General features: G+C 65.6%; 15 protein-coding genes and 4 tRNA genes. 15 read left to right on the forward strand and 4 right to left on the reverse strand.

All coding sequences use genetic code 11. The features are described 5' to 3' along the window. Nucleotides 1-12 precede the first annotated feature (12 nt). From K8374_RS06970 to K8374_RS07000, 7 genes are all read left to right on the forward strand, one after another. A complete protein-coding gene (locus K8374_RS06970) occupies nucleotides 13-1,224 on the forward strand; it encodes an O-succinylhomoserine sulfhydrylase (RefSeq protein WP_224458428.1) in 1,212 nt (403 codons plus the stop codon). Beyond that, a complete protein-coding gene (locus K8374_RS06975) occupies nucleotides 1,221-1,994 on the forward strand; it encodes an SDR family oxidoreductase (protein ID WP_224458429.1) in 774 nt (257 codons plus the stop codon). Before K8374_RS06970 ends, K8374_RS06975 begins: the two co-directional genes overlap by 4 nt. A gap of 230 nt (nucleotides 1,995-2,224) precedes the next feature. Further along, a tRNA-Val gene (locus tag K8374_RS06980) sits at nucleotides 2,225-2,300 on the forward strand. A gap of 78 nt (nucleotides 2,301-2,378) precedes the next feature. Next, nucleotides 2,379-2,455 (forward strand) — tRNA-Asp (locus K8374_RS06985). A gap of 99 nt (nucleotides 2,456-2,554) precedes the next feature. Then, a tRNA-Asp gene (locus K8374_RS06990) sits at nucleotides 2,555-2,631 on the forward strand. Nucleotides 2,632-2,772: 141 nt separating this feature from the next. Continuing rightward, nucleotides 2,773-2,849, forward strand: a tRNA-Asp gene (locus K8374_RS06995). A gap of 189 nt (nucleotides 2,850-3,038) precedes the next feature. Then, entirely contained in the window at nucleotides 3,039-3,878 is an 840-nt protein-coding gene (locus tag K8374_RS07000; protein WP_224458430.1) for a DUF2242 domain-containing protein, read from the forward strand. 261 nt (nucleotides 3,879-4,139) lie between these two features. Here K8374_RS07000 and K8374_RS07005 read toward each other — a convergent pair whose 3' ends face one another. Continuing rightward, nucleotides 4,140-5,225 carry an AraC family transcriptional regulator gene (locus tag K8374_RS07005; protein ID WP_224458431.1) on the reverse strand — a complete coding sequence of 362 codons (1,086 nt, stop codon included), beginning with the start codon at nucleotides 5,223-5,225 and terminating at the stop codon, nucleotides 4,140-4,142. Nucleotides 5,226-5,228: 3 nt separating this feature from the next. After that, the gene (locus K8374_RS07010) at nucleotides 5,229-6,347 is read right to left on the reverse strand and encodes a carbon-nitrogen hydrolase family protein (protein ID WP_224458432.1); all 1,119 of its coding nucleotides are present in this window, start codon (nucleotides 6,345-6,347) and stop codon (nucleotides 5,229-5,231) included. A 187-nt stretch (nucleotides 6,348-6,534) separates the two neighbouring features. Here K8374_RS07010 and K8374_RS07015 point away from each other — a divergent pair, with 187 nt between their 5' ends. Together K8374_RS07015 and K8374_RS07020 are read left to right on the forward strand one after the other, a co-directional pair. Beyond that, the gene (locus K8374_RS07015) at nucleotides 6,535-8,571 is read left to right on the forward strand and encodes an NADPH-dependent 2,4-dienoyl-CoA reductase (RefSeq protein ID WP_224458433.1); all 2,037 of its coding nucleotides are present in this window, start codon (nucleotides 6,535-6,537) and stop codon (nucleotides 8,569-8,571) included. 100 nt (nucleotides 8,572-8,671) lie between these two features. Then, complete coding sequence (locus tag K8374_RS07020; RefSeq protein WP_224458434.1) at nucleotides 8,672-9,568, forward strand: 1-aminocyclopropane-1-carboxylate deaminase/D-cysteine desulfhydrase; 897 nt, start codon at nucleotides 8,672-8,674, stop codon at nucleotides 9,566-9,568. On the opposite strand, the gene K8374_RS07025 is transcribed toward K8374_RS07020, so the two are convergent. Next, the gene (locus tag K8374_RS07025; protein WP_224458435.1) at nucleotides 9,559-10,104 is read right to left on the reverse strand and encodes a cytochrome b; all 546 of its coding nucleotides are present in this window, start codon (nucleotides 10,102-10,104) and stop codon (nucleotides 9,559-9,561) included. The two genes, K8374_RS07020 and K8374_RS07025, sit on opposite strands and share 10 nt — an antisense overlap. Nucleotides 10,105-10,268: 164 nt before the next feature. Further along, a complete protein-coding gene (locus tag K8374_RS07030; RefSeq protein WP_224458436.1) occupies nucleotides 10,269-11,258 on the reverse strand; it encodes a DUF1853 family protein in 990 nt (329 codons plus the stop codon). A gap of 57 nt (nucleotides 11,259-11,315) precedes the next feature. Between K8374_RS07030 and K8374_RS07035 the strand changes: the two genes are divergently transcribed. Genes K8374_RS07035 through pepN form a run of 6 tightly spaced genes read left to right on the forward strand, consistent with a single transcriptional unit; the run spans nucleotide 11,316 to nucleotide 17,821 of the window. Beyond that, nucleotides 11,316-12,206, forward strand: coding sequence for an NAD(+) kinase (locus tag K8374_RS07035; protein WP_084855071.1), 891 nt, complete (start codon nucleotides 11,316-11,318; stop codon nucleotides 12,204-12,206). After that, nucleotides 12,206-13,177 carry a metallophosphoesterase gene (locus K8374_RS07040; protein ID WP_084855072.1) on the forward strand — a complete coding sequence of 324 codons (972 nt, stop codon included), beginning with the start codon at nucleotides 12,206-12,208 and terminating at the stop codon, nucleotides 13,175-13,177. The genes K8374_RS07035 and K8374_RS07040 overlap by 1 nt, the downstream gene beginning before the upstream one ends. After that, the gene (locus tag K8374_RS07045) at nucleotides 13,174-14,049 is read left to right on the forward strand and encodes a rhomboid family intramembrane serine protease (RefSeq protein ID WP_224458437.1); all 876 of its coding nucleotides are present in this window, start codon (nucleotides 13,174-13,176) and stop codon (nucleotides 14,047-14,049) included. The genes K8374_RS07040 and K8374_RS07045 overlap by 4 nt, the downstream gene beginning before the upstream one ends. A gap of 13 nt (nucleotides 14,050-14,062) precedes the next feature. Further along, nucleotides 14,063-14,323 carry a YeaC family protein gene (locus tag K8374_RS07050; protein ID WP_084855074.1) on the forward strand — a complete coding sequence of 87 codons (261 nt, stop codon included), beginning with the start codon at nucleotides 14,063-14,065 and terminating at the stop codon, nucleotides 14,321-14,323. Next, nucleotides 14,320-15,150 carry a DUF2797 domain-containing protein gene (locus K8374_RS07055; RefSeq protein WP_224458438.1) on the forward strand — a complete coding sequence of 277 codons (831 nt, stop codon included), beginning with the start codon at nucleotides 14,320-14,322 and terminating at the stop codon, nucleotides 15,148-15,150. The genes K8374_RS07050 and K8374_RS07055 overlap by 4 nt, the downstream gene beginning before the upstream one ends. Nucleotides 15,151-15,163: 13 nt before the next feature. Beyond that, entirely contained in the window at nucleotides 15,164-17,821 is a 2,658-nt protein-coding gene (gene pepN / locus K8374_RS07060; protein WP_224458439.1) for an aminopeptidase N, read from the forward strand. Nucleotides 17,822-17,871: the final 50 nt, after the last annotated feature.

Here is a 17,871-nt window from a genome sequence, read left to right on the forward strand (position 1 = left end):
GGGAGCGACGGCATGACGGATCAATGGGATGCCGGTCGACTGGACAGTGACCTCGAGGGTGTCGGTTTCGACACCTTGGCGGTGCGCGCCGGTCAGCACCGTACACCGGAAGCCGAGCACAGCGAAGCGCTGTTCCTGACTTCCAGCTATGTCTTCCGCACGGCCGCCGACGCGGCTGCGCGTTTCGCCGGTGAAACGCCGGGCAATGTCTATTCGCGTTATACCAACCCGTCCGTGCGCGCCTTCGAGGAGCGCCTGGCGGCCATGGAGGGTGCCGAGCAGGCCGTGGGTACGTCCACCGGCATGTCGGCGATCCTGGCCGTGGTCATGTCGCTGTGCAGCGCAGGCGACCATGTGCTGGTGTCGCAGAGCGTGTTCGGCTCGACCATCAGCCTGTTCGAGAAGTACTTCAAGCGCTTCGGCGTTCAGGTCGACTACGTGCCACTGGTCGACATCGGCGGTTGGGAGAAGGCCATCAAGGCCAACACCAAGCTGCTGATCGTCGAGTCGCCGTCCAACCCGCTGGCCGAGCTGGTGGACATCACCGCCCTGGCCGAAGTCGCCCACGCCCGTGGCGCGCTGCTGGTGGTGGACAACTGCTTCAGCACGCCGGCCCTGCAACAGCCGCTCAAGCTCGGCGCGGACATCGTGTTCCACTCGGCGACCAAGTTCATCGACGGCCAGGGCCGTTGCATGGGCGGCGTGGTGGCCGGGCGCAGCGAGCACATGAAGGAAGTGGTGGGCTTCCTGCGTACCGCAGGCCCGACCCTCAGCCCGTTCAACGCCTGGATCTTCACCAAGGGCCTGGAGACGCTCAAGCTGCGCATGCGTGCGCATTGCCAGAGCGCCCAGGCGCTGGCCGAGTGGCTGGAGCAACAGGACGGCGTGGAGAAGGTCCACTACGCCGGCCTGCCGAGCCACCCGCAGCATGAGCTGGCCAAGCGCCAGATGAGCGGCTTCGGCGCGGTGGTGAGCTTCGAGGTCAAGGGCGGCAAGGAGGGCGCCTGGCGCTTCATCGACGCCACCCGGGTGATCTCCATCACCACCAACCTGGGTGACAGCAAGACCACCATCGCCCACCCGGCCACCACCTCCCATGGGCGCCTGACGCCTCAGGAGCGTGAGGCCGCGGGTATCCGCGACAGCCTGATCCGCGTCGCCGTCGGCCTGGAAGACGTGGCCGACCTGCAAGCCGACCTGGCCCGCGGCTTGGCGGCGCTGTGATCGACTGGAAGGGCGGCGAGCCCGGCCATAATGGCCGGGTGGCCTTGGTGACCGGTGCCGCCCGCGGCATCGGCCTGGGCATCGCCGCCTGGCTGATCTGCGAAGGCTGGCAGGTGGTACTGGGTGACCTGGACCGCCAACGGGGGGCCAAGGTAGCCAAGGCCCTGGGTGGCAACGCTTGGTTCGTGGCCATGGATGTGGCTGACGAAGCCCAGGTCAGCGCGGGTGTTTCCGAGGTGCTGGGGCAGTTCGGTCGCCTGGATGCCCTGGTGTGCAACGCGGCCGTCGCCAACCCGCACAACGAAACCCTCGAAAGCCTCTCCCTGGCCCAGTGGAACCGGACCTTGGCGGTGAATCTGAGTGGTCCGATGTTGCTGGCCAAGCATTGTGCGCCGTACCTGCGCGCCCATGGCGGGGCCATCGTCAACCTTGCCTCCACCCGTGCCCGGCAATCGGAGCCAGACACCGAAGCCTATGCGGCAAGCAAGGGCGGCCTGCTGGCCTTGACCCATGCGTTGGCCATGAGCCTGGGGCCGGAGATTCGCGTCAATGCCGTGAGCCCCGGCTGGATCGATGCCCGTGACCCGTCCGAGCGGCGCGCCGCCCCCTTGACCGACGCCGACCACGCGCAGCATCCGGCGGGCAGGGTAGGGACGGTGGAGGATGTCGCTGCCCTGGTGGCCTGGCTGTTGTCTCGTCAGGCAGGGTTCGTCACCGGGCAGGAATTCGTGGTCGATGGCGGGATGACCCGCAAGATGATCTACGCCTGAGCGGCACGTCATAAGTTGCAGGAGGGGACCGTCAGGTCCCTTTTTACTTTTAGCCCCGCAGGCCAGTCCAATCGCCGGCAGCCAAGCAAAATACCTGAGCAAGGCCTCACTTTTCCCACCGTCGGTTTTGCCCTTTTTGAAAAAAAATTCAATGGGGCTATTGACTTAGCTTCGGTACCTGCGTAAATTTCGCGGCCTCAGCGAAGCAAACGCAACAAGCAACACCGCGAGGGTGATTAGCTCAGCCGGGAGAGCATCTGCCTTACAAGCAGAGGGTCGGCGGTTCGATCCCGTCATCACCCACCACTTCCTGAGATGTTCCTGACCCAGGATGCTTCGAAAGAAGGGTCCTAATTGAGAGGAACCGGACGCAAGTCCACATGCGCAGCGGTAGTTCAGTCGGTTAGAATACCGGCCTGTCACGCCGGGGGTCGCGGGTTCGAGTCCCGTCCGCTGCGCCACTTATTCTTCAGATGGGTGTTCATCACCGGTCTGGGGTCTGAAGGCCAAGAGCACTTCAGGCCGACCCAGTTTCAATCAGGCGCAAGCCTGAACGATACGCAGCGGTAGTTCAGTCGGTTAGAATACCGGCCTGTCACGCCGGGGGTCGCGGGTTCGAGTCCCGTCCGCTGCGCCATCTTCGCCTCGAGGCCCCTTGAACGCCTCGACGCAACAAACGAAGCGATCAGCGAATCGCTTTTTTTGTGCCTGCCTTGCGAGCGAGCGCTTCGTAAGGTCAGATCCTCAAGTTTCAACCAGGCGCAAGCCTGGGCGATACGCAGCGGTAGTTCAGTCGGTTAGAATACCGGCCTGTCACGCCGGGGGTCGCGGGTTCGAGTCCCGTCCGCTGCGCCATCTTCGCCTCGAGGTCCCTTGAACACCTCGACGCCTACGAAAAAGCGACCCTCGGGTCGCTTTTTCGTTTTCTGCACCCAGGCCGGCAGGCAATGATGAATTTTGCTCGATCAGGCCAGCGCCGCAGTTTCAGTGAGCGTTCTTGTGTTGCACAATACACACCGTTTGTCCTTTTCTCCGGAATCCAAGATGTCCAGATCTTCCGTCTTCGGTGCGCTCGGGCTGGCCCTTGTGCTGGCGGGCGTGTCCGGTTGTTCCTCGAAAAAGCCCGCCATCTACGAGCACGAGAACTTCGATGACTCGGGCACCTTTTCGCGCAGCTTTCCGGTGAGCGAGGCGGGCTCCTGCGAGGCCGCCCGTCGTGCGCTGCTCAGCCAGGGTTACATCATCACCAGCAGCGGCCCCAACCAGATCGCGGGCAACAAGAGCTTCCAGCAGAACAGCGACAACCATCTGCAGATCAGCTTCAACGTTACCTGCGCACCGGACACCAATGACGAACAGCGTTCCACCATGTTCGCCAACGCCTTGCAGGACCGCTACGCCCTGAAAAAATCCAATACGTCGGCCAGCCTGGGGGTGGGGGTGCTGGGGTCGGTGTCCATGCCCATTGGTTCGAGCGACGATTCGATGGTCAAGGTGGCCAGCGAGACGGTCACTGCGCCGCAGTTCTATGAGCGCTACTTCGCGTTGGTGGAAAGCTACCTGCCCAAGCCGAAGAAGGTGGAGCAGGCCGAACCGAAGGTGGAAGCGCCCAAGCCCGCGCCTGAGCAACCGGCGCCTGCCCTGGGGTTGCCTGAGCAGGCGTCCACTGCCCAGCCGGCTCCGGCACCGGTTGCAGCCGACGCGCCGGCTCCTGCGCCTGTGGTCGAAACACCCGTCACAACGGCGCCTGCCAGCGAAGTACAGGCCGCTCCGGTCGTGGACGACAGCCAGGGTTCCCAACCCATCGCCCCGCCTGCCGAGCCTGCGCCGATCGAGGTGCAGCAAGAGGCGCCTGTGACCGAGGCGCCACCCGCGCCGTTGTAATTGGCCATTCCTGTAGAGGCGGGTAGAGCTTCATTGGCCTTCGTGGGGGCGGGTTTTACCCGCGAACTCCGGCAAAGCCAGTGCCATGCAACGCGCCGTACGCTTCGCGGGTAAACCCGCTCCCACAGTGCTCATCGTCTACCACGTTGTCATGATGCGTTCATCCAACGCGCTTAGCGTGGCGGCATGACCCGACCGATGAATGATTGACGAGGATGCAGCGATGGACGATTACCAGGAAGAACTGCTCGAATTCCAGGCCTACGAATTGGACCCGATGGAGCCGGCAGACGACGCTACCGAGCTCTGACCTTCCCGCCGCTGGTTGCGGCGAAACGCGCCGGGCGTGATGCCGGTCCAGCGCTTGAATGCGCGCTGGAAGGCCTCGGCCGAGGCAAACCCCAGCAGATAGGCGATTTCGCCGAAGGCCAGCTGTGTATCGCGGATATAGGTCTCGGCCAGGTCGCGGCGTGTGTCGTTGAGCAGGTTGCGAAAGCGTGTGCCTTCTTCAGCCAGCTTGCGCCGCAGCGTCCAGGTCGGCAGTTGCAGGTGGCGCGCCACCGCTTCCAGATCCGGTTCCTGGCCGCCATTGAGCAGGGGGCCCAGCAGGTGGGTGATGCGTTCACCCAGGCTGCGCACGCGCGTGCGCTGGGCCAGCTCTGCTTCGCACAGCTGCAGTAGGTGGTGCCAGGTGCTGGGGCAATGCTGGGGGTTGGGCAGCTCGAGGGTCGCGCGGTCCAGCCGCAGCTGGTTGTTGACGGCTGCGAACTGCACCGGGTTCACGCACAGAGGCTGGTATTGCGCGGCATAGCTGGGCGCCTCGAACTCGATGTCCATCCGCTCGGCCTGTACCGGCGCGCCCGCCAGCTGCGACAGCTGCGCCAGCCAGCCGGCCAGCAGCGAATCGACCACGAAACGGTTGTAGGCGTTGTAGGGGCTGATCGAGTAGAAGCGCAGCCAGGCGCCCTGGCGGTCTTCGAGAAAGCTCGACTGGCCGCGGTAGTTGGCCGCGTACAAGGGTTCGAAGCGCAGCAGCGTGCGCGCGGCCTCGCCCAGGGTCGGAGCCTGGGCCGCCGTTATGCCCGCCAGCCCTGCCTGGGCCAGGCGACTCGCGCGGCCCATGCGCAGCCCCAGTGCCGGCTCGCCGCACAGTTCGATAGCGGCATGGCCCAAGTGCATGTAGCGCGGGATCGACAAACGTGCACCGGCCTCGGCCAGGCGGGAGGCGTCCAGGCCGTAGCGGCGCAGCAGGGGTGTCGGGTCGTGCCCCAGCTGCTCCAGCGCCTCGCCCAGGGGCTGGACGAAGCCTACCGAGAGGTCACCCAGGCGTACGCGTGGTCGGGCCATCGATCACAGCCAGAGGTTGAGCAGGCGGGCACCCTGGCTGGGGTTGCCGGCCAGGTGCTGGCCTGCCTGGTTGGCAAAGCCCTGGCCGTCGCTGCCCTGCTCCCAGAACTGGCCGCGCAGGAACACGCTCAGGCTGGGCGTGCTGGCGTTGGCAGTCAGGGTCAGGCGCTGCCAGGCAGCCTGTTCATCGACCTCGCCGCGCTGCAGTGGCAGTGCACTGGCGGCATCCTGGTGGCGATTGCCTCGCCAGGGAGCATTCCAGGTGTGCTTGCCGGTGAGAAACACCGGGTTGGCGATCAGCTCCACCGATTGGCGGGCCAACTGCTGGTAGTTTTCCGGGTACCAGCTGTCGCTGCCCACCAGCACGCCCAGGCGCCCGGCTGGAGTCTGGATGACCTGCAACGGGTGCTGGCGGCCATCATGGATGTAGCGACGCACTTCGCTGTCGGGATACTGCTGGCGCTGCGGTTGGCCGAGCACGGTGCCGTCGGTGCCGAACACCAGGCTGCTGTTGAACAGCGGGCCGCTGCCAGGGTGCAGGATGCCGCGGTCTACGTACGGAGCGGGGAGCACGATGGAACCCGCCACCAGCGTTACACCGAATTCCTTGGCCAGGCCACCGAACAGTTGTTGATAGTCGCGGGCCATCTGCTCGGCTTTCATGCGCAGGTGGGCGTCGGCGCGGCGGTCGTCGCCCGTGGCGGTGAGCATGGCCAGGCCGTAGCGCAGTGGGTTGCTCAGCTCCAGCCACTGCCAGGCCTCCCGGCGCTGGGTCACCTGGTACAGCTCGTTCTTTTCGCCACGGGCCCACAGCCAGGTGCCGATGTGTTCGGGCAGCACCACCACGGTGCGCGGCCCTACCAGGCCCTGGGCGCGGGCTTGTTCCAGGTAAGCCGACAGCTTGCGGTGCAAGCGCTGCAGGTTCTGGTAGTCGCCTGGGTAGAGCAGGGGTTCGACCCCCAGCAGGTTGCCATGCTCGCCCGGCACGCCATGGTTGAGCGCCAGCTCGATGCGCAGGTCGGACAGGTAGTGGCCCTCCGGGCGCTGCAAGGTCCAGAAACCGTAGCCGCAGAGCGCGGCGATCATTACCAGCGCCAGGGCGCTTGCCAGGAATTTTCGCATGAGGCGGCCAGGGCACCTTCCTAATCAAGGGTGTCCTAGGGTAGACCTGCTGTATAGCAGGATCAACAAGTTGTCACTTTCGATCATTGAGTGCGCTCAAACGCCTGTTTAATGTCAGGGCCAGACAAACGACGGGGGCCTGCGAGGCGCCCGCATACCGTGATCACGCCTGATAGGGAGTTCATCCATGGCTGCCGACCGTTACCCGCACCTGCTGGCCCCGCTGGACCTGGGCTTCACCACCCTGCGCAACCGCACCCTGATGGGCTCGATGCACACCGGCCTGGAAGAGCGCCCGGGCGGCTTCGAGCGCATGGCCGCGTATTTCGCTGAACGTGCCCGCGGCGGCGTTGGCCTGATGGTCACCGGTGGCATCGCGCCGAACGATGAAGGCGGCGTGTATTCCGGCGCGGCCAAGCTCAGTACCGAAGCAGAAGCCGACAAGCACCGTATCGTCACCGAAGCCGTGCATGCCGCTGGTGGCAAGATCTGCCTGCAGATCCTCCATGCCGGGCGCTATGCCTACAGCCCGCGCCAGGTCGCGCCCAGCGCCATCCAGGCGCCGATCAACCCGTTCAAGCCCAAGGAGCTGGACGAAGCGGGCATCGAGAAGCAGATCGCCGACTTCGTCAATTGCGCCGTGCTGGCCCAGCGCGCCGGCTACGACGGTGTCGAGATCATGGGCTCGGAAGGCTACTTCATCAACCAGTTCCTGGTCGCCCACACCAACCAGCGCACCGACCGCTGGGGCGGTAGCTACGAGAACCGCATGCGCCTGGCGGTGGACATCGTGCGCCGGGTGCGCGAGGCGGTCGGGCGTGACTTCATCATCATCTTCCGCCTGTCGATGCTCGACCTGGTGGAAGGTGGCAGCACCTGGGACGAGATCGTGCAGCTGGCCAAGGCCATCGAGCAGGCCGGCGCCACCTTGATCAACACCGGCATCGGTTGGCACGAGGCGCGTATCCCGACCATCGCCACCAAGGTGCCGCGTGCGGCCTTCACCAAGGTCACCGCCAAGTTGCGCGGTGCGGTGAAGATCCCGCTGATCACCACCAACCGCATCAACACCCCGGAGGTGGCCGAGGCGGTGCTGGCCGAGGGCGATGCCGACATGGTCTCCATGGCCCGCCCGTTCCTGGCCGACCCGGAATTCGTCAACAAAGCCGCTGAAGGCCGCAGTGACGAGATCAATACCTGCATCGGCTGCAACCAGGCCTGCCTGGACCATACCTTTGGCGGCAAGCTGACCAGTTGCCTGGTCAACCCTCGCGCCTGCCACGAGACCGAGCTGAACTACCTGCCGGTCGCCCAGGTCAAGCGCATCGCCGTGGTGGGTGCAGGCCCCGCTGGCCTGGCCGCGGCCACCGTAGCCGCCGAGCGAGGCCACCAGGTGACGCTGTTCGACAGTGCCAGCGAGATCGGCGGGCAGTTCAACGTGGCCAAGCGTGTGCCGGGCAAGGAAGAGTTCCATGAAACCCTGCGTTACTTCCGCAACAAGGTGGCGCGCACCGGTGTCGACCTGCGCCTGAATACGCGGGTCGGGGTCGATGAGCTGGTGGCGGGCGGTTTTGACGAGATCATTCTCGCCACCGGCATCAGCCCACGTACGCCGGCAATTCCGGGCATCGAGCATGCCAAGGTGTTGAGCTACCTGGACGTGCTGCTCGAGCGCAAACCGGTGGGCAAGCGGGTGGCGGTGATCGGTGCGGGGGGGATCGGCTTCGACGTGTCCGAGTACCTGGTGCATGAGGGCGTGGCCACCAGCCAGGACCGCCAGGCGTTCTGGAAGGAGTGGGGCATCGATACCCGTCTCGAGGCCCGAGGCGGCGTCGCGGGCATCAAGGCCGAGCCGCACGCGCCGGCCCGCCAGGTGTACCTGCTGCAGCGCAAGAAATCCAAGGTGGGCGATGGCCTGGGCAAGACCACTGGCTGGATTCACCGCACGGGCCTGAAGAACAAAGGGGTGCAGATGCTCAACAGCGTCGAGTACCTGGCGATCGACAACGATGGCCTGCATGTGCGCATCGGCGAGGGCGAGCCGCAAGTGCTGGCGGTGGACAACGTGGTGATCTGCGCGGGCCAGGAACCCTTGCGCGAGTTGTACGACGGGTTGCTGGCGGCGGGGCAATCGGTGCATTTGATCGGCGGCGCCGATGTAGCGGCGGAGCTCGATGCCAAGCGGGCGATCAACCAGGGGTCGAGGTTGGCTGCCGAGTTGTGATCGATCTGCTGATCGCCGGGGGCGCTTTGCGCCCCTCTCGCGGGACAAGCCCGCTCCTACAGGCCGGCGCTCCGGCCCAGGGTGCTGATACACTCGCCCGATGTCCGAAACCTTCGCCAATCTTCCCCAAGCGCCGTTGCAACCATTGTTGTTGCCCTGGCTCGACCAAGCCGGTGTCGAGGTGGCGGTGCTGCGCCTGGACCTCATCGACCCGCTGGTCAGCGGCAACAAATGGTTCAAGCTGCGCCACCACCTGCTCGAGGCCCAGGCCGCCGGCGCACCAGGCCTGATCAGCCTGGGGGGCAATCATTCCAATCATCTTCATGCCCTGGCAGCAGCAGGCAAGCGTTTCGGCTTCGCCACCGCCGGGCTGTTGCGTGGCCACGCGCAGGACACCCCCACGGTGCGTGACTTGCAAGCCTTGGGCATGACGTTGCACTGGCTGGGCTACGGCGGTTACCGCGAACGTCACCAGGCCGGCTTTTGGGCGCCCTGGCAAGCACGTTACCCGGGCTGGCACTGCATTCCTGAAGGCGGCGCAGGGCTGGCCGGTGCCGAGGGCTGCGGGCTGATCGTCGAGCAGGCGAGGGCGCAGCTGGGAAGCATGGGCTGGGCAGGTCATGACGGATGGTGGCTGGCGGTCGGCACGGGCACCACCCTGGCGGGCCTGGTGCTCGCCGAAGCTGGCGCCCGGACGGTACATGGCGCATTGGCAGTACCGCGTGGCCATGGCGTCGAGCAGAACCTCGCCGGGCTGGTACACGGCGGTTATGAACTGCACGACGCCTGCCGGGGCGGGTTCGGCCGCTTCGACGATGAACTGCTGGCCTTCATCGACGAGACCGAGCGCCACAGCGGCGTGCCGCTGGAGGCTGTATACACCGGCAAGGCCTTGATGGCCTTGCGAGACCAGGTCGCGGCCGGGCGCTTTGCGCCTGGCACGCGCCTGATCTTCCTGCATACCGGTGGGCTGCAGGGGCGTCGCGGCTACCGGTGAGGCAGCATGCGCACCAGTGTGTTGTCGCGCTGGACGTAATGGTGGTAGAGGCCGGCCACGGCGTGCACGCCGATCAGCCAGTAACCCCAGCTGCCGATGCGTTCATGCCAGCCTTTGATGAACTTGGCCAGGTCTGTATCCGGGGCGGTCAATGCCGGAAGCTCGAGGCCGTAGAAGGGGATCGGCTTGTCGGCGGCGCTCAGGATCAACCAGCCTGCCACGGGCAGGCCGATCATCATCAGGTACAGCAGTACGTGCACCAGGTGCGCCAGGCCCGTCTGCCAGGCCGGTGGCTTGGGCAGGATCGGCGGGGCAGGGCGGATCAGGCGCATGGCCAGGCGCAGCCAGACCAGAATGAACACCGTCAGGCCCAGCATGAAGTGCAGGTCCTTCATCAGGTTGCGTTCGGCGCTGTCCTTGGGGAACAGGCCGCGCAGCTCGATGGTGGCATAGACGGCGGCCAGCAGCACCAGCATCAGCCAGTGCAGGGTGATCGAGAGGCGCGCGTAGTGCGTCGAGGGGGTGGGTGAAGCCATAGGTGATCCTCATCATCAGGTCGGGGGAGCGCTCTTTTTGGCGCTTGACTGCAACTCTAATCCTTGATTGGGGATTTTTCTTTGAGCCAGGTCTTTGAAATTGATGTTGACAATGCTGGCCCAATCGCGGGACAAGCCCGCTCCTACACGGGCAGTGACAGCTATCAAGCCGGTAGGTAGGGCCAATTGTCCGCGACCAGGAACAAGCGCTCGGCCTCCTCCCAGCTACCGTTTCCGGCCTCTTCCAAACGGACCAGCATGTGCGCCGGCGCCTGGTTGTCCAGCTCGCCAAGCCAGGCGCCGAATTGCATAGGCGCCCAGCAATCGCGCGCCTCGACCCGTGCCGGTGCCAGCCAGGCATGCCGGGGCAGGGGTTGCCAACGCCCGGCGGGGCTGGTTTGCCGGTAGCCTGCCCAATCGCTTCGATGCAACCAGCGGCCACGCAGGTGGTGCGCATTGGCGCCAACCGGCGATTCGGCATGTGCTGGCCAAGGGTAGAACAGGTAGCCACCGAGCCAGGCATGCGCCTGGACCTCGCCCACTCCTAGCAGTGCCAGGGCCGTGCGGCTCTGGGCACTGGCCGAGATGGGCAGTTGGTGCCCGGCCAGGTGGTTCAGCTTGCGGTCCAGCCGGTCGTGGCAGCCTGGGCCCAGCCAATGCGCCGGGTCGTGGCCATCCCCGCCAGGTGGCCCGAGGTAGAGTTTGATGGCCAGTTCCAGGTGGTGCACACCCTCTCGGTCACGCAGGATGATATCCAGCTCTCCCAGGGTATGTCCGCCTTCACGGATCGGCAGGTTGGCCGCCAGCAACTCGATGCCGGGCGCCTGGCCCAGGGCGAACTGCCACAGGCTTTCGTAGTACAGGCCCAGGCGGTGGCTGGTGAGGCGGGCGAGCCAGTCGCGCAGCGGCCGGTCGTCCTGGTCCAGTGCCAGCAGCCAGTGGCGCAGGCGCGCGGGGTCGTGCGCCCAGGCGCTGGCGGCCAGCGGGTGGCGTTGCGCGCAGGGCGGCTGGCCGAGCAAAGGTGGCGACACCAATACCCATGCCAGGTCGCGCACCGCAGGGCGGCGCAATTGGCAGGGCAGGGCGTGAAGATCGGCGAACGGCATCATCCCGCGAGCATAGCCGGTTTGCCGCTGGCCGGTCGTTTCGCCCATAATCCCCGAGGCCGCACCGGCCACCCGTCACCCGCCGCAGAGCCTCGCAGGAGCCCCATGGAGCAATTTCGCAATATCGGTATCATCGGACGCCTTGGCAGCTCCCAGGTGCTCGACACCATTCGCCGGCTGAAAAAATTCCTGCTCGAGCGCCACCTGCACGTGATCCTCGAGGACACCATCGCCGAGGTGCTGCCCGGCCATGGCCTGCAGACCTCCACGCGCAAGCTGCTGGGCGAGGTGTGCGACCTGGTCATCGTGGTCGGTGGCGACGGCAGTCTGCTGGGCGCAGCCCGCGCCCTGGCCCGGCACAACATCCCGGTGCTGGGCATCAACCGTGGCAGCCTGGGGTTCCTCACCGACATTCGCCCCGATGAGCTGGAGGTCAAGGTCGCCGAGGTGCTCGACGGCCATTACCTGGTGGAAAACCGCTTCCTGCTCCAGGCCGAGGTACGCCGCCACAACGAGGCCATTGGCCAGGGCGATGCACTCAACGACGTGGTGCTGCACCCGGGCAAGTCGACGCGGATGATCGAATTCGAAATCTACATCGATGGCCAGTTCGTCTGCAGCCAGAAGGCCGACGGCCTGATCGTCGCCACCCCCACTGGCTCCACCGCCTACGCGCTATCCGCTGGCGGGCCGATCATGCACCCCAAGCTCGACGCCATCGTCATCGTGCCGATGTACCCGCACACCCTCTCCGGGCGGCCGATCGTGGTGGACGGCAACAGCGAACTGAAGATCGTGGTGTCGCAAGACCTGACGATCTACCCCCAGGTGTCCTGCGATGGCCAGAACCATTTCACCTGCGCGCCGGGCGATACCATCACGGTGTGCAAGAAACCGCAGAAGCTGCGCCTGATCCATCCGCTGGACCACAACTACTACGAGGTCTGCCGCACCAAACTCGGCTGGGGCAGCCGTTTGGGTGGTGGAGGCGACTGATGCTCGATCCGGCGCGAAGTTTCGACATCATTGGCGATGTCCACGGTTGTGCCCTGACCCTGGAACGCCTGCTCGACACCCTCGGCTACAAGCGCATCGGCGGTGTCTGGCGCCACCCGTGGCGCCAGGCGCTGTTCCTGGGCGACATCGTCGACCGCGGCCCGCGTATCCGCGAGGCGCTGCACATCGTCCATGACATGGTCGAGGCCGGCCAAGGGTTCTGCATCATGGGCAACCATGAATACAACGCCCTGGCCTGGGTCACCCCGGCGTTGCCCGGCAGTGGCAAGGCCTACGTGCGCGAGCATACGCCCCGCCACGCCCGCCTGATCGACGAAACCCTGACCCAGTTCGCCCAGCACCCGGGCGACTGGCATGACTTCCTCGAGTGGTTCTACACCTTGCCGCTGTTCGTCGACGCTGGCCGTTTCCGCCTGGTGCATGCCTGCTGGGACCCTCGCCTGATCGAGCCGCTGCGCCGGGAATACCCCGACGGGTGCATCGACGAACACTTCATCCAGGCCTCGGCGGTGTCCGGCAGCTTCGCCGCCACCGTGTGTAACCGCCTGCTGCGCGGCACCGACATGCGCCTGCCGGACGGCCTGACGCTGACCGGCGGCGATGGCCTGACCCGTGCCTTCTTCCGCACCAAGTTCTGGGAAGAAGACCCACAGACCTACGGAGATATCGTGTTCCAGCCCGACGCCCTGCCCGAGGAAGTGGCCCGCACACCCTTGAGCCACAGCGAGAAGAATGCCCTGCTGCGTTACGGCGAGGACGAGCCTTTGCTGTTCGTCGGCCATTACTGGCGCAGCGGCCGACCCGCGCCGATCCGCGCCAACCTGGCCTGCCTGGACTACAGCGCGGTGCTCTACGGCAAGCTGGCGGCCTACCGCCTGGACGACGAAACCCGCATCGACCCGCACAAGTTCGTCTGGGTCGATGTCGACCGTCCGCAGGCCAACCAATGAACGTGGTCGAGGCGATGCGCCTGCCGCTGGCAGTGGACCTGGGCGGTTTCGTGCGGATGCTGCGGCGCCTGCAGGTGCCGCACCGGGTGGTCGAGGAGGGCCAGGAGCAGGTGCTCTGGGTGCCCGAGTCGCTGGCCGACGACGTGCGCCAGTTGTACCAGCGCTTCCCCGAAGGCAACGACGACCTGGACATTGAGGGCGCGGGCCTACCCGCGAACGGCCCGGCCCAGCCCTCCCTGGCCGAGCAGGCCCGCGCCTGCAAGGTCACTGCCGCCATATTGCTGTTGTGCCTGGTGGTGGCCGGCGTGACCGGCCTGGGTGACAACCTGTCGACCATCGGTTGGTTCACCTTCCTGGAATTCCGTGTACAGGGCGAGTACCTGTACTTCACCCCGCTGGCCCAGGGCCTGGCCGAAGGGCAGTGGTGGCGCCTGGTATCGCCCATGCTGCTGCACTTCGGCGTCCTGCACCTGGCGATGAACGCCCTCTGGTACTGGGAGCTGGGCAAGCGCATCGAGTTGCGCCAGGGCCCGTGGATGCTGCTGGGCCTGACCTTGGTGTTCAGCCTGGTCTCGAACCTTGCCCAGCACTACACCAGCGGCCCCAGCCTGTTCGGCGGTTTGTCCGGCGTGCTCTATGGCCTGCTCGGGCACGTGTGGCTGTACCAGTGGCTGGCGCCCAACCCCCTGTTCAGCCTGCCCAAGGGCGTGCTGGTGATGATGCTCATCTGGCTGTTGGTGTGCCTGACGGGTGTGGTCGGCCAGCTCGGCTTCGGCCAGGTCGCCAATGCCGCCCACGTCGGCGGGCTGCTCATCGGATGCCTGACCGGGCTCTTGGGCGGGGCGCTGGCACGGCGTAAACTGTCGGCCTGATTGAGGAGACGCTATGTCCACGTTCGCGCAAATGATCCAGAACATCACCCCCGAAATCTACGAAAGCCTGAAGCTGGCCGTGGAAATCGGCAAATGGGCCGACGGCCGCAAGCTGACCCCGGAGCAGAAGGAACTGTCCCTGCAGGCGGTGATCGCCTGGGAGATGAAGAACCTGCCCGAGGAGCAGCGCACCGGCTACATGGGCCCGCAGGAGTGCGCGTCGAAGTCGGCACCGGTCCCCAACATCCTGTTCAAGTCGGACTCGGTACATTGATCGAACTCGCTCGTGGCTCTTTGAGCAAGATGGCGGTGCGCCTGGAAGCACCGGTCGTTCAATACAGTTTCCGCCTGGGTGAGGAGCAGGTGCCGGTCAACCCGCTGATCGGTTCCACCGTGCGCCTGGAATACCTCGGCGCCATCCATTGCACCCATTGCGGCAAGCGCACCAAGACCAGCTTCAGCCAGGGCTATTGTTACCCCTGCATGACCAAGCTGGCCCAGTGCGACGTGTGCATCATGGCCCCTGAAAAATGCCATTACGACGCCGGCACCTGCCGCGAGCCGTCGTGGGGCGAGCAGTTCTGCATGACCGACCATGTGGTGTACCTGGCCAACTCGTCGGGCATCAAGGTCGGCATCACTCGTGCCACGCAACTGCCCACGCGCTGGCTCGACCAGGGCGCCAGCCAGGCCCTGCCGATCATGCGCGTGGCCACCCGGCAGCAGTCGGGCCTGGTCGAAGACCTGCTGCGCAGCCAGGTGCCGGACCGCACCAACTGGCGCACGCTGCTCAAGGGCGATGCCGAGGTGCTCGACCTGCCGGCCATCCGCGAGCAGGTCTTCGATGCCTGTGCCGAGGGCCTGCGTGGTTTGCAGGCGCGCTTCGGCCTGCAGGCCATCCAGCCGGTACCCGATGCCGAGGTGGTGCAGATGCGCTACCCGGTCGAGGCCTACCCGAAAAAGATCGTCAGCTTCAACCTCGACAAGGACCCGGTGGCCGAAGGCACGCTGCTGGGTATCAAGGGCCAGTACCTGATCTTCGACACCGGCGTGATCAACATTCGCAAGTACACGGCCTACCAGTTGGCCGTGCACCAGTAAAAGGACCAGCACTATGCGTACCGAACAACCGCAAGTGATCTACCTCAAGGACTACCAGGCGCCCGAGTACCTGATCGACGAAACGCACCTGACCTTCGAGCTGTTCGAGGACCACAGCCTGGTCCATGCGCAGCTGGTCATGCGCCGCAACCCGGCGCGCGGCGCCGGCCTGCCGCCACTGGTGCTCGACGGCCAGCAACTGGAGCTGCTGAGCGTGCAGCTCGACGACCAGGCCCTGGCCGCCGGCGACTATCAGCTCGACGACGACAGCCTGACCCTGCAGCCCAAGGCCGAGCGCTTCACCCTCGACACCAGCGTGCGGATCCACCCGGAAAGCAACACGGCCCTCGAAGGCCTGTACAAGTCCGGCAAGATGTTCTGCACCCAGTGCGAGGCCGAGGGGTTCCGCAAGATCACCTACTACCTCGATCGCCCGGACGTGATGAGCACCTTCACCACCACGGTGATCGCCGAGCAGCATCGCTACCCGGTGCTGCTGTCCAACGGTAACCCCGTCGGCAACGGCCCGTCGGAAGATGGGCGCCACTGGGCCACCTGGGAAGACCCGTTCAAGAAGCCGGCCTACCTGTTCGCCCTGGTCGCCGGTGACCTGTGGTGCGTCGAGGACACCTTCACCCGCCAGTCCGGCCGTGATGTGACCCTGCGCATCTATGTCGAGCCCGAGAACATCGACAAGTGCGACCACGCCATGGTCAGCCTGAAGAAGTCCATGCGCTGGGACGAAGAGGTCTATGGTCGCGAGTACGACCTGGACATCTTCATGATCGTCGCGGTCAACGACTTCAACATGGGCGCCATGGAAAACAAGGGCCTGAACATCTTCAACTCCAGCTGTGTGCTGGCCCGGGCCGAAACCGCCACCGATGCCGCCCACCAGCGCGTCGAAGGCGTAGTGGCCCACGAATACTTCCATAACTGGTCGGGCAACCGTGTGACTTGCCGCGACTGGTTCCAGCTGTCGCTCAAGGAAGGCTTTACGGTGTTCCGCGACGCCGAGTTCAGTGCCGACATGAACTCGCGCACGGTCAAGCGCATCGAGGACGTGGCCTACCTGCGTACCCACCAGTTCGCCGAGGACGCCGGCCCCATGGCCCACCCGGTGCGCCCGGACAGCTTCATCGAGATTTCCAACTTCTACACCCTGACCGTGTACGAGAAGGGGGCCGAGGTGGTGCGCATGGTGCGTACCCTGCTGGGCGCGGAGGGTTTCCGCAAGGGCAGTGACCTGTACTTCGAGCGCCACGATGGCCAGGCGGTGACCACCGACGACTTCATCAAGGCCATGGAAGACGCCAACGGTGTCGACCTCACGCAGTTCAAGCGCTGGTACAACCAGGCCGGCACCCCGCGTCTGGAGGTCAGCGAAGCCTATGACGCCGCGGCCCAGCGCTACAGCCTGACCTTCCGCCAGAGCTGCCCGCAGACCCCGGACAAAGTCCAGAAGCTGCCGTTCGTGATCCCGGTCGAGCTGGGCCTGCTCGATGCCCAGGGCAACGACCTGCCACTGCGCCTGGCCGGCGAAACCGCGCCGCAGGGCACCAGCCGCGTACTGTCGGTGACTGAGGCCGAGCAGACTTTCACCTTCGAAGGCATCGCGGCCAAGCCGCTGCCCTCGTTGTTGCGCGGCTTCAGCGCGCCGGTCAAGCTGAGCTTCCCCTACGACCGCGACCAGCTGATGTTCCTCATGCAGCACGACAGCGATGGCTTCAACCGCTGGGAAGCGGGGCAGCAACTGTCGGTGCAGGTGTTGCAGGAGCTGATCGGCCAGCACCAGCGCGGCGAGGCGCTCAAGCTCGACCAGCGCCTGATCACGGCCCTGGGCACCGTGCTGGGCAACGCATCGCTCGACGCGGCCATGGTCGCCGAGATGCTCTCGCTGCCAGGCGAGGCGTACCTGACCGAGATCAGTCAGGTGGCCGATGTCGATGCCATTCACGCCGCCCGTGAGTTCGCCCGCAAGCAGATCGCCGAGCAGCTGTTCGATGCCCTGTGGGCGCGCTACCAGGCCAACCGCGCGGTATCGGCGAACACCGCCTATGTCGCCGAGGCCGAGCACTTCGCCCGGCGCAGTCTGCAGAACATCGCCCTGTCGTACCTGATGCTCAGCGGCAAGCCAGAGGTGCTCGCAGCCACGTTGGAGCAGTTCGACCAGTGCGACAACATGACCGAGCGCCTCACCGCCCTGGCGGTGTTGGTCAACTCGCCGTTCGAGGCCGAGCGCGCCAAGGCCCTGGAAGCCTTCGCCGAGCACTTCAAGGACAACCCGCTGGTCATGGACCAGTGGTTCAGCGTGCAGGCGGCCAGCACCCTGCCGGGTGGCCTGGCGCGGGTCAAGGCGCTGATGCAGCACCCGGCCTTCACCCTGAAGAACCCGAACAAGGTGCGTGCGCTGATCGGGGCCTTCGCCGGGCAGAACCTGGTGAACTTCCATGCCGCCGACGGCTCGGGCTACCGCTTCCTGGCGGACCTGGTGATCGAGCTCAACGCCCTCAACCCACAAATCGCTTCGCGCCAGCTGGCGCCGCTGACCCGATGGCGCAAGTATGACGATGCGCGCCAGGCGTTGATGCGGGGCGAGCTGGAGCGGATCCTGGCGTCCGGGGCGTTGTCCAGCGATGTGTATGAAGTGGTGAGCAAGAGCTTGGCTTGAGGGCCAGGGGGCCGCTTGGCGGCCCTTTCGCGGGGCAAGCCCGCTCCTAC

It is taken from the genome of Pseudomonas sp. p1(2021b) (assembly GCF_020151015.1).
In the GTDB taxonomy this organism is placed as follows: domain Bacteria; phylum Pseudomonadota; class Gammaproteobacteria; order Pseudomonadales; family Pseudomonadaceae; genus Aquipseudomonas; species Aquipseudomonas putida_K.

What these genes read in the sequence shown, in the direction of transcription:
- K8374_RS06970 (WP_224458428.1), top strand. Translation starts at nt 13, where the DNA reads ATGACGGATCAATGGGATGCCGGTCGACTGGACAGTGACCTCGAGGGT.
- K8374_RS07000 (WP_224458430.1), top strand. Translation starts at nt 3,039, where the DNA reads ATGTCCAGATCTTCCGTCTTCGGTGCGCTCGGGCTGGCCCTTGTGCTG.
- K8374_RS07005 (WP_224458431.1), bottom strand. Translation starts at nt 5,225, where the DNA reads ATGGCCCGACCACGCGTACGCCTGGGTGACCTCTCGGTAGGCTTCGTC.
- K8374_RS07010 (WP_224458432.1), bottom strand. Translation starts at nt 6,347, where the DNA reads ATGCGAAAATTCCTGGCAAGCGCCCTGGCGCTGGTAATGATCGCCGCG.
- K8374_RS07015 (WP_224458433.1), top strand. Translation starts at nt 6,535, where the DNA reads ATGGCTGCCGACCGTTACCCGCACCTGCTGGCCCCGCTGGACCTGGGC.
- K8374_RS07020 (WP_224458434.1), top strand. Translation starts at nt 8,672, where the DNA reads ATGTCCGAAACCTTCGCCAATCTTCCCCAAGCGCCGTTGCAACCATTG.
- K8374_RS07025 (WP_224458435.1), bottom strand. Translation starts at nt 10,104, where the DNA reads ATGGCTTCACCCACCCCCTCGACGCACTACGCGCGCCTCTCGATCACC.
- K8374_RS07030 (WP_224458436.1), bottom strand. Translation starts at nt 11,258, where the DNA reads ATGGGCGAAACGACCGGCCAGCGGCAAACCGGCTATGCTCGCGGGATG.
- K8374_RS07035 (WP_084855071.1), top strand. Translation starts at nt 11,316, where the DNA reads ATGGAGCAATTTCGCAATATCGGTATCATCGGACGCCTTGGCAGCTCC.
- K8374_RS07040 (WP_084855072.1), top strand. Translation starts at nt 12,206, where the DNA reads ATGCTCGATCCGGCGCGAAGTTTCGACATCATTGGCGATGTCCACGGT.
- K8374_RS07045 (WP_224458437.1), top strand. Translation starts at nt 13,174, where the DNA reads ATGAACGTGGTCGAGGCGATGCGCCTGCCGCTGGCAGTGGACCTGGGC.
- K8374_RS07050 (WP_084855074.1), top strand. Translation starts at nt 14,063, where the DNA reads ATGTCCACGTTCGCGCAAATGATCCAGAACATCACCCCCGAAATCTAC.
- pepN (WP_224458439.1), top strand. Translation starts at nt 15,164, where the DNA reads ATGCGTACCGAACAACCGCAAGTGATCTACCTCAAGGACTACCAGGCG.